The sequence below is a fragment of the Streptococcus suis genome (assembly GCF_019794555.1).
Classification (GTDB): Bacteria; Bacillota; Bacilli; order Lactobacillales; family Streptococcaceae; genus Streptococcus; species Streptococcus suis_AB.
The window spans coordinates 34950-47635 of sequence record NZ_JAIMEP010000004.1 but is presented as its reverse complement, the minus strand read 5'-3'; the positions used below and the strand labels follow the sequence as shown (position 1 = coordinate 47635).

Annotated in this window: 12 protein-coding genes; 2 read left to right on the top strand and 10 right to left on the bottom strand. The window is 41.1% G+C overall.

The annotated features are described in order from the left end of the window. Nucleotides 1-29: 29 nt before the first annotated feature. The 10 genes from K6V48_RS02695 to ruvB form a co-directional block, all read right to left on the bottom strand. Nucleotides 30-1211, bottom strand: a complete 1182-nt coding sequence (locus K6V48_RS02695; protein WP_222367848.1) for a competence/damage-inducible protein A — start codon at nt 1209-1211, stop codon at nt 30-32. Nucleotides 1212-1247: 36 nt separating this feature from the next. Continuing rightward, complete coding sequence (locus K6V48_RS02690) at nt 1248-1817, bottom strand: DNA-3-methyladenine glycosylase I (RefSeq protein ID WP_222367845.1); 570 nt, start codon at nt 1815-1817, stop codon at nt 1248-1250. A gap of 185 nt (nt 1818-2002) precedes the next feature. Beyond that, nucleotides 2003-2593 carry a Holliday junction branch migration protein RuvA gene (gene ruvA / locus K6V48_RS02685; protein WP_222367843.1) on the bottom strand — a complete coding sequence of 197 codons (591 nt, stop codon included), beginning with the start codon at nt 2591-2593 and terminating at the stop codon, nt 2003-2005. A gap of 38 nt (nt 2594-2631) precedes the next feature. Then, nucleotides 2632-4569: a DNA mismatch repair endonuclease MutL gene (gene mutL, locus K6V48_RS02680; RefSeq protein ID WP_222367841.1), complete on the bottom strand. Its 1938-nt coding sequence runs from the start codon at nt 4567-4569 to the stop codon at nt 2632-2634. Nucleotides 4570-4686: 117 nt separating this feature from the next. After that, nucleotides 4687-6207 (bottom strand): quinol oxidase, encoded by a 1521-nt coding sequence (locus tag K6V48_RS02675; RefSeq protein ID WP_222367838.1) that lies wholly within the window; start codon nt 6205-6207, stop codon nt 4687-4689. 183 nt (nt 6208-6390) lie between these two features. Continuing rightward, a complete protein-coding gene (locus tag K6V48_RS02670) occupies nt 6391-7611 on the bottom strand; it encodes a bifunctional folylpolyglutamate synthase/dihydrofolate synthase (protein WP_222367835.1) in 1221 nt (406 codons plus the stop codon). Between the two features lie 207 nt (nt 7612-7818). Then, nucleotides 7819-8721 (bottom strand): transcriptional regulator, encoded by a 903-nt coding sequence (locus K6V48_RS02665; protein WP_222367832.1) that lies wholly within the window; start codon nt 8719-8721, stop codon nt 7819-7821. A 155-nt stretch (nt 8722-8876) separates the two neighbouring features. After that, nucleotides 8877-9491 (bottom strand): HAD-IA family hydrolase, encoded by a 615-nt coding sequence (locus K6V48_RS02660; protein ID WP_222367830.1) that lies wholly within the window; start codon nt 9489-9491, stop codon nt 8877-8879. 1 nt (nt 9492) lies between these two features. Continuing rightward, the gene (locus K6V48_RS02655) at nt 9493-10239 is read right to left on the bottom strand and encodes a GNAT family N-acetyltransferase (protein WP_222367828.1); all 747 of its coding nucleotides are present in this window, start codon (nt 10237-10239) and stop codon (nt 9493-9495) included. Further along, nucleotides 10239-11237: a Holliday junction branch migration DNA helicase RuvB gene (gene ruvB, locus K6V48_RS02650; protein ID WP_024392846.1), complete on the bottom strand. Its 999-nt coding sequence runs from the start codon at nt 11235-11237 to the stop codon at nt 10239-10241. Before ruvB ends, K6V48_RS02655 begins: the two co-directional genes overlap by 1 nt. An 85-nt stretch (nt 11238-11322) precedes the next feature. Here ruvB and K6V48_RS02645 point away from each other — a divergent pair, with 85 nt between their 5' ends. After that, nucleotides 11323-12024: an amino acid ABC transporter permease gene (locus K6V48_RS02645; protein ID WP_404830130.1), complete on the top strand. Its 702-nt coding sequence runs from the start codon at nt 11323-11325 to the stop codon at nt 12022-12024. After that, entirely contained in the window at nt 12005-12682 is a 678-nt protein-coding gene (locus tag K6V48_RS02640) for an amino acid ABC transporter permease (protein ID WP_222367827.1), read from the top strand. The genes K6V48_RS02645 and K6V48_RS02640 overlap by 20 nt, the downstream gene beginning before the upstream one ends. The last annotated feature ends 4 nt before the right edge of the window (nt 12683-12686 follow it).

Sequence of the window (12686 nt, the reverse complement as noted above, 5' to 3'; positions counted from 1 at the left end):
TCAAACTATTATAGCAAATATCTGCTATTTCACAAAGTGTTTCGTACAAAATCCCAGGCCTGCAGACAAGCAAGCTGGCGAAGGTATTGCCATGAATAACCTCCTAAATCTACCTCTTTTTTGGAAATACCCGAGGTACTGGCCAAGGCTAGATATACTTTAGCAAGTACGTTGTCTACTGTTGATTCTGGTTTGACTGCCACCGACACAACTAGCCCTAAATCAGCTTGTAGTTCCTCTCGAATACGACTTGCTTCTTCTGATAACCCGCCCGATTCTGTCCCTAGCTGACCGATGATTTTTCCTCCGCTATAATACGGCTGACCAGCCAAAGCCAGACTCAATTCTGCTTGTAATAAACCACCTGTTCCATGCTCTAGGATGCCCAAAGATTGTTTCTCTTCCTCTAAAAGAGTCGCTACGGTTTTAACCAAACTATTATCATCCCCATATGCATAGAAAAAATCTCTCAAATGGTCACGATGCAATATCTCTTCTTCCAACTGAGTCAAACGCACGTTCGCTTCTTCCTGACTATCTGCCTTCGTAGATAAACGAAGCGTCACCTCTCCAACTTTTGCATAAGGCGCAAGAGTCGGGTCTGTCTGCTTGTCAATCAAATCCGCTAAAACAGTCACCAACTGGCTTTCACCTATTCCAAAAAAGCGTAGGACACGCGAGTAAAGTTGCTGCTGAGATTGAGTCAAAAAAGGTAACAGACTCTCAGAAAACATGGCCTTGAGTTCACTTGGTGGTCCGGGCAAAACAATATAGGTCACACCATCTTGCTCAATCATACCACCAACAGCTAAACCAGCTGGATTCTGTAGCGCCTGACTTCCCTCTACAATCTGTGCTTGACGCTCATTATTAGGTGTGCGAACACGACCTGGTCGACTGGCAAAGAAACGATCTAATTTTGCTATCGCTAGTTCGTCAACAACCAACTCTTTTTGCAAAAATGTCGCTAAAGTTTGCTTAGTTAAGTCGTCTTCAGTTGGCCCTAGACCACCACATAAAATGACCATATCACTCCGTTTACTTGCAATTTCAAGTACAGACAATAGTCGCTGTTCATTATCACCTACAGCAGTGTGGAAGTATACATCGATACCTAGCTCTGCACATTTTTCTGACAAGAATTGAGCATTCGTATTCACAATTTGACCTGTCAATATTTCTGTTCCAACAGCAATTAATTCTGCTTTCATGTTCCTCCCCTAACTAAGATACGATTGCTCGCTCATCTAATTAATTCGTAATTTCTTTCCAGTTTCACAGGTTTCTTCATGGTCATTCAACAGACCTGATGCCTGCAAATAAGAGTAAATACAGACAGGCCCTACAAACTTGAAACCTCGTTTCTTCAAATCTTTTGAAATCCGCTCAGACAAGTCGTTCTTGGTCGGCAATTCTCGGAAGGACTTGACAGGGTTGTCAATTGTTGCACCGTTCACCCATTCCCAAAGATACGTATCAAACGTACCGAATTCCTCCTGTACTCGAAGAAAGGCCTGAGCATTGGCGCGGGTAGCGTACAGCTTTGCCTTATGACGAATGATGTCTGGATTGGTCAGAAGGCTATCTAACTCGCTATCTGTCATGGCCGCAACCTTTTGAATATCATAGTTGAAAAAAGCAGAGCGAAAAGCCTGGCGTTTATTGAGAACAATTTCCCAGGAAAGTCCAGCTTGGTAGGATTCCAAGCAAAGCAACTCAAACAAAGACTGCTCATCGTGAAGTGGCCTGCCCCATTCTTCATCATGGTAAGCAATATAAAGTGGATTATTTAGATTAACCCAAGCACAACTGGACATAGAAACTCCTTTTCACATACGGTTTACTTAATACTTTTAGCTACTTAATTCAGCAACCATCATACTGGTACGTTAGTTGAACACGGCTACGATACTTTGCAAAAAGATAAAGACTTCCTAGATGCTAAAGCCTCTGCGTCAGCTTTTCTATTTTGCTTTGTATCGCTTAACGCCTTAGTATCCTATTACTTCATCAGCATTTTAAGGGCTGACTTGATGTAGTTTTCTGCGGTGTCGTTGGTGCCTTCAAAGAATTTCTTGATTTTCTTGAGTTCGGCTGGTCGGTAGCCAAGAGCTTCCATGGCTTCCATAGCTTCATCAAGAGCGATATTTTCACTGGATGGTGCTACTTGTTGAACAGGACCCGCTTCTTCGCTCATGACAAACTTGCCTTCCAAGTCCAAAATCATCTGCTGGGCTGTTTTCTTGCCAATCTTTGGAAACTTGGTCAGGTAGGTAATGCTCTTCTGCTCAATAGCACGAACAAGTCCATCATTATCATCAACAGCAATAATAGCCAGAGCCGTTGTTGGACCAATACCTGATACTGAAATCAGACTCAGAAAGACGGATTTTTCATTTTCTGTAGCAAATCCATAGAGCAAATGAGCATCTTCTCGAATCACTTGATGAGTATAGACAGTCACTTCTTGCTGGACTTGTCCTGAATAGGCGTAGGGATTAGCAACCTGCAAGATATAGCCTACTCCTTGCGTTTCTACCACAATATATTTTGCAGTTATTTTTGTTAAAATTCCTTTAATATAGTCGTACATATACTTCCTTTACTAATGTGTCAACTTTTTCAACTATGTTAATACTTGCCCAATTCTCGCAAACTCGTGTGATTTTCCTGAATGCGACGGAACATTTTTTCCATATCCGATTTGCTAAAATGCACTAAGACTGGGCGACCGTGCGGGCAGTTATAGGGATTTTGGCAGTAAGACAATTGTCTCAGTAAATCACGCGCCGAATAATCATCCAAAGCATGGTTGGCTTTGATCGACCGTTTACAAGACATCATGATAGCCAGTTCTGCCCGATACTGCTTGATTGACACCTGATCCGTCAAGAGCAACATATCGCACATCTCATAAATGCCAGACTCAATCTCTTCTTCCTTCATCCAAATAGGATGTTCACGCAGAATAAATTGATTAGCTCCATATTCTTCCAAGTTGACACCAACTTGACGAAGGGCATCCATTTTGTGAACGAGGTCAAGGGCATCATTCTGCGGAAATTCAAAAATATAGGGCACCAATAACTGTTGAGCCGAATTGTCAACCTGTCCAATTTTCTCACGGTAGTATTCGTATTTGACCCTCTCTTGTGCGGCATGCTGGTCAATGATATAAAGTCCTGTCTTGCCTTGCGCAAATAAATACGTCCCATGCATTTGACCAAAATATTCTAACTCTGGAAATGTCGATGTTTCCTCCCGGTCTAATTTATCTGCCAGTTTTGCCAATTCTTTTGTGCTTAGATTAGGATGCTCCTGGTTTTCTGATTCCACCGACTGACGTTCTGCAAATTGAACAGATGTAGGTTTATTTTCGACAGGCGACTCAACAATCTCTTGCCTTTCCTCTTCGAGAGGTTTGACATCCTCAGCGACCACGTCTGGTTTTAAGAAGAAGTCTTGCTTAATCGTATCATAATAGATTTTTGGCTCTCTGAGTGGTAAGGTGCCTTGCTCTGCTTTTACTTTTGGTCGAGTACTTGACTGAGCTAAATTCTCAAGAGCATCTGGTATCAAGTCCTGCTCTTTAAGCGCTTGACTAATCGCCTCTCGAATCAAGGTCATGAGTTCTTTTTCCTTGGAGATACGAACTTCCTGCTTGGTCGGATGCACATTGACATCAGCAAGATAGGGGTCAATTTCTATAGAAATGACTGCCAGCGGAAAGCGTCCAACCATCAACTTACTGCCAAAACCTTCCAAAATCGCTCGATTCAGCAAAAAATTCTTGATATAGCGACCATTGATGAAAATGGAAATATAGTTGCGGTTGGCACGAGTCAACTCTGGCAAGGAAACATAACCTGAAATCTGAAAATCCAGATCTTCTGCCTCAATTTCAACCATTTTTTTGGCAGAAGCAATCCCATAAATCCCTGAAATTGCCTGACGAAGTTTCCCTGTCCCTGCAGTTCTAATTAATTCTCGTCCTTCATTTACTAAGGCAAAAGCTATTTCCGGATGAGCTAGACTCAATCGATTTACAACATCAACAATATGTGATAATTCAGCCTGTTGACTGCGAACGTATTTGAGACGAGCAGGGGTATTGTAAAATAAATCCGAAACAGTAATCTGTGTGCCAACTGGACGACTAACTGGCTCCTCTTTCTCGATGACATCACCTTTGGCCTCCAAATGAAGTCCGTGTCCAGAGTCTGCCGTAGCTGTCTCAATGATCATATGACTGACAGAAGCAATGGAGGGCAGAGCTTCTCCACGAAAACCGAGGGTGCGAATACGAAACAAATCCGATTGATTTTTTATCTTACTGGTGGCGTGACGGCGGAGGGCAAGCGCTACTTCATCAGGGGCAATCCCCTCACCGTTATCCGTAATTTGAATCATTTTGAGACCAGCCTCTTCAACACTAATTTCAATCTGACTAGCCCCTGCGTCAATGGAATTTTCCACCAACTCCTTAACCACACTGGCTGGTCGCTCAATGACCTCACCAGCCGCAATCTGGTTGGCTAGTATTTCTGGTAGTTCAATAATATGTGACATCATTTCTCCTACATTTCTTTAATAATTTTTCCCGAATGCTTATTTTTCCATTATACCACATATCCACTTTCCCTCCTTTTCCCAGATAGGCTAAAGAAAAAATGACTGCCTGAGCAATCATTCATTCTTTTGATAAATAATAAAATGGTCTGTTGTTTGAATAGCTTTATATTGTGATTCGATAATTATTTTCACATTGTCTAGCATAGAAAGATATCTATTTACAACCACATATTTTGCTTCACTCTTATTCAAATCATAAATCAGACTATTTTTGTTAACGTCTGTATCTAAATACGGATCGGATGTTGTAATAGTTGTTGCTGATAAGCGCTGGCTTGAGAGGTAAACACCTGCACTATTATCCCAAACATAAACTTTGTCTGAGTTTTCTGTTTGGCTACTGATGTACTGGGCAACTTCTTGACGATCGGCTCTTAAACCTCCTTGAACTAAGTAAATATAGGCAGGTTGTGCAAGAATTCCTAATCCAATAAATACTGGTAGAAAGAAATGACGACGCGCATAACTACTCTTAGTATCCTCAGGTTCCTCCTGATTATGTATTACCGCCATCCCAAATCCATATGGCAAAAGTAGGACCAATTGACTCCACTGAAAATGTGCACTTCCAACGATGAAAATTAATTGGATAGTGAATACTAGTAACATTAAGACCTTAATGTAAGTATATTTTTCTTGTCTAAATGAAAATAAGGTATGGATAGCATTTTTTACAAATCCAGACAGTAGGAGGAAAAGAATGACAATTGTCAAATCCATAAGTACTGTCGCATGTTGAAAATCTAAACGAAGATTATATAGAAAGGTCTGCTGAATTGCTGTTCCTAAAACTTGTGCTTCAAATGCATAATACCCGACCGAATACAAAATAAGCAGAAATCCAAAAACAGCTGCTAATAATTGGTAAAATCCGCGAGCCACCTGATGGTGCTGAACATTGTATACAACTAAAACTATACCTGCTACTACCCAAAGAATTAAGCTTTTCGGGTAGATAAGAAAAACGAGGGCTGCATCTATGCCATAAAGAATAAATGCTTCGTCAGTTATTGCGTTCTCAAAGTAACGAATTAAAAACCAGATACTGGTTAATATAAAAGGGAGTGCAAACATCTCAGCATACAATCCTCCGAAGCCAAGAGCAAAGATGAATATATAAAACCAATGGCTTGCACTAAGGGCAACTTTTTCAGACCGGCTAAAATAAGCAATAATCTTATAAAAATAGACTCCCGCTATCAGCAATGCGATGAATTGGAGAACGCCAAAAATGATAAAATTTCCACCCACATTCCCTAATAAGGCCAATAAGTAAAATAATAAACCACTTGTTCCAAAAAAATCACCATATGGAATTTGGCCATTCATCATGGCCATTCCTGCATATAAATTCTGAGTCTGTATGTTGGTCGCAAACGATGTTAGCAACGGGTTTGCTACGCTACAAAAACTTAAGACAATACTCCAGACAAGCGCTGGCCAAACCTTTGTTTTTAATATTGTATTACCAAATTCTTTGTTTAGCTTAACTGACTGCTTGCGTGATGCTCTACGGCTACGTCGATAGGTTGCTTCGTGATCAACGACCTCAGAAACTATTTCTAATTCTGTCATTTTTTTCTCCTCAGATTTGCTTTTCTTATTATATCAAAAAGCCCTCCCAATGTCATTTCCTATCGGGAGTTCTAAACATTTTCACTCCATGCTAATCCGCAAAAAATAAGGCTCTTTGGCGTTTTTTTGTTCCTTTGAGAAGCTTTTTTCTACAATGTTCAACCGTTCGATTTGAAAAGTTGCTTATTTTATAAACTTCCGACGAACTTCCGAGATAAAGTAAAGGGAACCTGTGATAATCAAAATCCCTTGCCCTTCAGATTGCCACTTCTCAATAAATTGTTGATAATCCGCAACAAAGTCTCGATCTTGTTGATTCTCCTCGGACAAGGCACCGTCATAAGCAAAGCTGGTCAAAATAAGAGGAACATGAGGCAGTCTTTTCTCTAACAACCCCAACATTTCTTGAAAGTCCTTACGCCGAAGGGCTGAAAAGAGAATAGTAACAGGTTCTTCTTGTTCTTGAATAAATTCAACCAGACGTTCGATCGCTGGGACATTGTGGGCTCCGTCCAAATAGATTTTCGGCTCTTGAGCAACCAATTCCAAACGACCAGGCCAGCTGGTTTGGGCAAGAGCTTGTTGAATCAACTGAGGCTGAATGTCTTTTTGGATATTGGTCATATAGAGTAGAAAAGTTTGTAGGGCTACGGCCGCATTCTCTTCTTGGTGATGGCCAGCCAGACCCAGAACCAATTCTGACAGGTCGATGTCCGGATTGCTGAACTGTCTTGCTTTATAGGTGAATTCCTGACCAAATTGGTAGACAGGTGCTTGATTGTCAAGGGCAATTTGGCGACAGATAACTGTGGTTTCAGGAGAAAGTGGTCCAAGGACGACAGGCACGTTTTCTTTGATAATCCCTGCTTTCTGCTCTGCTATTTCCCTTAAAGTCGAGCCTAGTAAATCCTGATGGTCCATGCCGATTGAAGTGATCACGCTTAGGGCTGGTGCCACGACATTGGTCGTATCCAAAAGTCCTCCGATGCCCACCTCTACTAGTGCCACATCGGGTTGTTGAGCTTCGAAATAGAGGAACATAATGAGCACCATGACCTCAAAATAGCGAAAAGGCTCATAACGAGTGGCGACTTCCTGCTCCAAGTCGTAGACTTTCTGTAAATAGTGCTGAAAATCATGGTCTGAAATGGGCTGGCTGTCAATACAAATCCTGTCGTGCACACTCACCATGTGAGGGGATACAAAACTTCCAACACGCATACCATGTGCTTGAAATAGCTGGCGTATAAAGGCAATGGTCGATCCCTTGCCATTAGTTCCAGCGACATGAATGACCGGAACTACAAACTGGGGATTCCCTAGCAGTTCTAGGGCATACTCAATCTTTTCCATCTTGTAATGAAAAACCTGACCTTGTTTGGTGTTTAACCAATTTTCTAACATAGCCACCTCCTATATATTGTCTAGTATAACAAAAAAGCTAACTACGTAGTTAGCTTTTTATGACATATTTTACAATCCCCACCAGCCAAGCCAACCAGTACCAAACACACAGATTGATTTTAAAACTGTAATCACTAGCTATCTCCTTTAAACTTTTTTTATTATAGTTTAATGGAAGCTAGGTAAAGTTAACAGGACATTTTTGTCCTAAAGTCGTGAATCCTCTTCCCAGTCTTCTTTAATTTTGTGAACTAGATAATCATTTCCAATTAGCTTCGCAAAAAGGGTAGCCTCTTCAAAGTAACTCTGTGCGGCATCTCGGTTCTTATTAACGTGGAGCTCGTATTTCCACTTCAATAAGTTTAAGATAGGTTTCTTTTGAAAATCTTGAGTTAAAAACATTATTTTATCTAAAGCATCAAAAAGAGACGGGATTTTCTCATAGTCTTCTCGATCCCCTAAAATCCCTATTGAGATTAATATAACATCCCTTAGAATAAATAACTCTTTTAAATCCATTACCTCCTGTTGATTAGGCAGGTGGGTAACAAGTGAGGAAAAATAGTGATAGATTGTTGCGTCAGTGTCCCTATTTCTAATATGCTCAAGATATAGTCGAATGATTAACAAGTCATTTATCGAATACTTTTCTTTACGATGAACTTGCTCAAAATAATCGTCCAAAATCTCTTTTCCAAATTGATTAGACCGTGTTTCAAATACATCAATTGTCGACTGAAAAGCATCAATAGCTATTTTTTCTTCTTCTGGGAGCTCATCGTAATATTCATCATAAATGATTGTCAACATTTGATTGCGTTGCTCTACCAAAAATTGGTCTCCATAGGTAGGAGTTCGTAATACCTCATATTTTAGACGCGAATAGCGTTCTGGAAGTTGGACATAATCCGGCATAAGCTCATATAAACCCATATTCAACCTGCTTGCTATAAAACCTATCTTTGAAAAAGTTGGTTTGCATTGTCCCGCTTCTATACGACTCAATTGACGAACAGATAATTCTAGTTCATCCTCACAGAATTCTTCACGCGTAATTGCTAGTTTCTCCCGTAAATATCTCACACGTTGCCCAAATTCCTTATCGTTCACAGATTCTTCTCCTAAATTGATTTTTGTATATTATAACAAATTTGTTAATAATTTCACAATATATTTTCTAACTTCCACAGCCTGATACCGTTAACAATATGAATAGAGTGAACGATGTGCACATAAAAATAGAGGCTGAGATATAAACTCCGCCTCTAACTAAAATTTAGCTCCACAATTTCCTGTAAATTGGTGATCTTTTTGTTCTCTTTTATCCCGTCAATCTGCAAGTTGATACTGTGTATTCCCGCATGAATAGCTGTCTCCACATCAAGCAGACGGTCACCAATATAGTAAGTATGTGCCTTTTCCAGACCGTACTTGTCTATGAGAAATAGCAGAGCTTCTGGACTTGGTTTGCGGGCAAAGCCAGAATCGCTTGTCAAGATTTCTGTGAAATGGTGTCGGACACCCAAATCTTCCAACACCTGAAAGGCATTGTCACTCTTATGGGTATAGACAAAATTTTGTATCCCTTGCTCCACAGTCCAATCTAAAATATCACGCGCACCAGTCATCAAAGGAATTTGCGTATTTTTCTCCTTCAAGGAAGTCGCTCGTACACGGTTGAGTTCATCACTATTCAGACCATACTTATCTGCATCACGCACCAGCAAGTCTTTAACAGAATAGCGGAGAATATATTTTCTCACCTCTTCACGGTCAAAAGGAAGTTCATATTGCTCATAGGTTTCCTGAATTCCAGCCAAAATCGCTTCATACGAATCCAGAAGTGTTCCATCCAAATCCCAAATAAATGTCGGTGTCATCTTATCTCCATTCAAATGCTTGATAGGGCTTGTCCAATTGATAACCCAAGTGTTCAGCTAGTTTCAAGGATGTCAAGGTGTGGGCATCCCAGCTTGGATAGAGTCCGCGGTCTAAACAAGCTAAAATTAACTGAGCCGCACAGGCTTTTGCCAAACCCAGACCTCGATAATCTTCCCTAGTATCCACTTCTATCTCAATTCCAGCTGAATAGCTGGCATAGGATGAAGCCCCTGAGACCACCTGTCCCTTATGCAAGATGACATATCCCAGACCCAAGTCCAAAAATTGTGCCACATCCACATAATTGCCAACCAAATCGCGTGACCATTCCTCCTGTAAACAAGTCTGGTAAAGCTCTGAATGAATCGGATATAACTGAAAATCAGCTGACAAATTCTCTACCAAAGACTGTAAATACCCAAGGTCAAACTCAGTGTCCTTTTTCGTAGCATAGCGAGTAAAGGACCGAATCCCGTCTCCGTAAGTCCCTTCTATCAAGTCAGACCAGTTTTGGTTTTGAGGGACTAGAATCATATCCTTACCTTCGCAGATTTTTAGCAAGTCTCGATGTGGCTGGCCAGCTAAAAAACCAAAGAAGCTCTGCCGTCCATAAAGAGCTAGAGCTGACTGGGGAGACTGACTATCATCAACATAAATGTCTCCCATAGTACCTTCTAGACAGGTCCAGATAATCGTTTCAGGCCAGTCTCCAAATAAGCTAGCTACTTGTCTCATCTGCTCTGCCATTATTTTTCCGTATAGGGATAACCCAAGTGCTCGTAAGCCTTGGCGGTCGCAACCCGCCCCGTCCGGGTCCGCATGAGGAAGCCCTGTTGAATCAGGTAAGGCTCGTACATGTCCTCCACCGTCTCACGCTCCTCGGCGATATTGACCGAAAGGGTATTGAGACCGACGGGACCACCGCCATACATCTCAATCATGGTACGGAGAATCTTTTGATCCACATAGTCCAACCCTTCACGGTCCACATCTAACATCGTTAAGGCTTTATCAGTGATCGTTTCATCAATCAACCCATCTCCCATAATCTGGGCAAAATCCCGTACCCGCTTCAGGAGGCGATTAGCGATACGAGGGGTCCCTCTTGATCGACGAGCCAACTCAATCGCTGCTTCGTGGGTAATCTCCATCTCAAAAATATCTGCTGTGCGTTCAACTATCTCAGTCAAATCAGCCAACTCATAATACTCCATGTGACTAGAAATACCAAAACGAGCCCTCAGTGGATTGGATAACATCCCTGCACGTGTGGTAGCACCAATCAAAGTAAAGGGTGGTAAGTCCAGGTGTACTGAGCGATTCGCTTCTCCAGTTCCAATCATAATATCAATGTAAAAATCCTCCATGGCACTGTAGAGTATTTCCTCAACCGCCATCGGCATACGATGAATTTCGTCGATAAAGAGAACATCTCCCGGTTCCAAATCATTGAGTAATGCAACCAAATCGCCAGCTTTCTCAATAACAGGACCGCTGGTCTGCTTGATATTAACTCCCAACTCATTGGCAATAACAAAAGCCATGGTGGTCTTACCCAACCCTGGAGGTCCAAAAAGAAGAGTGTGGTCTAAGGCTTCATCCCGTAATTTGGCAGCTTCAATAAAAATCTTCAGCTGATCCTTGACCTTATCTTGTCCAATATATTCATTTAATTTTTGCGGACGTAAGGTACGCTCAACGTATTCCTCGTCCTGCATCGGTTCCATATCTAAAATTCTTGTCATACCTCTATTATAACATAGCAAATTGACTGATAGGAAAAACTTATATCCCTCTTTAAAAAAACAAAATTTTCAAGCAGAGGTTTCTATGTTACTATTAACGAAATACTTCACAAAGGAGGTGCACATTCTGGATTGGACCTTTATTCGAGAATCTGTCCCACTCTATCAAGAGGCATTCATTCTAACGGTCAGACTCGCATTCCTCGGAATTATAGGAGCTTTGGGCTTGGGTTTGATTATTAGTATCATCCGTTATTACCGTATTCCAGTTTTTCAACAGATTTCTACAGCTTATGTTGAATTGTCACGAAATACCCCTTTGGTCATTCAACTTTTCTTCCTCTACTATGGTTTACCGCGATTGGGAATTGTACTTGATGCAGAAGTTTGTGCAATTGCTGGTTTGATTTTTCTTGGTGGTTCTTACATGGCAGAATCTTTCCGCAGTGGCTTTGAAGCTATCAAGAAAAGTCAGATAGAAATCGGAGCTAGTTTGGGGCTAACAAACTGGCAAATTTTCCTATATATTTTGCTACCTCAATCACTAGCTATCGCCTTGCCTTCATTTAGTGCTAATATTATCTTTCTAATAAAAGAAACTTCCGTCTTCTCCATTATTGCCTTAGCCGACCTCATGTACGTCGCTCAAGATTTGATCGGACTACAATACGAAACTGACGAAGCGCTCTTTCTCCTAGTGAGTTCCTATTTAATCATCTTGCTACCGCTTTCGCTCTTCTTCTATTATCTTGAAAGGAGGATTCGCCATGCAGGATATGGGCATTAAAGTCTTACTGGAGGGGAATAATTTACAACGACTATTAGTCGGACTGAGTGTCACACTCTGGATTTCCTTTCTCTCCATTGGCATTTCAAGCGTTGCAGGGCTATTAGTAGGAATCATCATGACATCAAAAAATAGACTGATAGTATGGATATTCAGAATTTACTTAGAAACCATTCGAATTGTTCCACAGCTGGTTCTACTCTTCCTTTTCTACTTTGGATTAGCACGGGGATTCAATATCAATATTTCAGGTGAATTGGCCGCGATTATAGTATTCTCGCTTTGGGGGACAGCTGAAATGGGAGATTTAGTTCGAGGAGCCATCACTTCTCTACCTAAACACCAATTCGACAGTGGGCTAGCACTTGGTTTGAGTAAAGGGAGTCTTTATCGCTATGTCATCATTCCTCAAGTTCTACGCAGACTACTCCCACAGGCAATTAACTTGGTCACCCGCATGATTAAGACCAGCTCCTTGACTATCCTCATTGGCGTGGTTGAGGTCAATAAAATCGGGCAACAGATTATTGATTTTTACAGGACTAGCTCTCCAAGCGTGTCCTTATGGATTTACGGAGTGATTTTCTGTATTTACTTTATGATTTGTTTCCCAATATCTGCATTTTCTCGCTATCTTGAATCGATTTGGAAGGAGTGAAGTC

Excerpts from the sequence above, each read along its gene's own strand:
- K6V48_RS02695 (WP_222367848.1), bottom strand. The coding sequence starts at position 1,211 with ATGAAAGCAGAATTAATTGCTGTTGGAACAGAAATATTGACAGGTCAA.
- K6V48_RS02690 (WP_222367845.1), bottom strand. The coding sequence starts at position 1,817 with ATGTCCAGTTGTGCTTGGGTTAATCTAAATAATCCACTTTATATTGCT.
- ruvA (WP_222367843.1), bottom strand. The coding sequence starts at position 2,593 with ATGTACGACTATATTAAAGGAATTTTAACAAAAATAACTGCAAAATAT.
- mutL (WP_222367841.1), bottom strand. The coding sequence starts at position 4,569 with ATGTCACATATTATTGAACTACCAGAAATACTAGCCAACCAGATTGCG.
- K6V48_RS02675 (WP_222367838.1), bottom strand. The coding sequence starts at position 6,207 with ATGACAGAATTAGAAATAGTTTCTGAGGTCGTTGATCACGAAGCAACC.
- K6V48_RS02670 (WP_222367835.1), bottom strand. The coding sequence starts at position 7,611 with ATGTTAGAAAATTGGTTAAACACCAAACAAGGTCAGGTTTTTCATTAC.
- K6V48_RS02660 (WP_222367830.1), bottom strand. The coding sequence starts at position 9,491 with ATGACACCGACATTTATTTGGGATTTGGATGGAACACTTCTGGATTCG.
- K6V48_RS02655 (WP_222367828.1), bottom strand. The coding sequence starts at position 10,239 with ATGGCAGAGCAGATGAGACAAGTAGCTAGCTTATTTGGAGACTGGCCT.
- ruvB (WP_024392846.1), bottom strand. The coding sequence starts at position 11,237 with ATGACAAGAATTTTAGATATGGAACCGATGCAGGACGAGGAATACGTT.
- K6V48_RS02645 (WP_404830130.1), top strand. The coding sequence starts at position 11,323 with ATGTTACTATTAACGAAATACTTCACAAAGGAGGTGCACATTCTGGAT.
- K6V48_RS02640 (WP_222367827.1), top strand. The coding sequence starts at position 12,005 with ATGCAGGATATGGGCATTAAAGTCTTACTGGAGGGGAATAATTTACAA.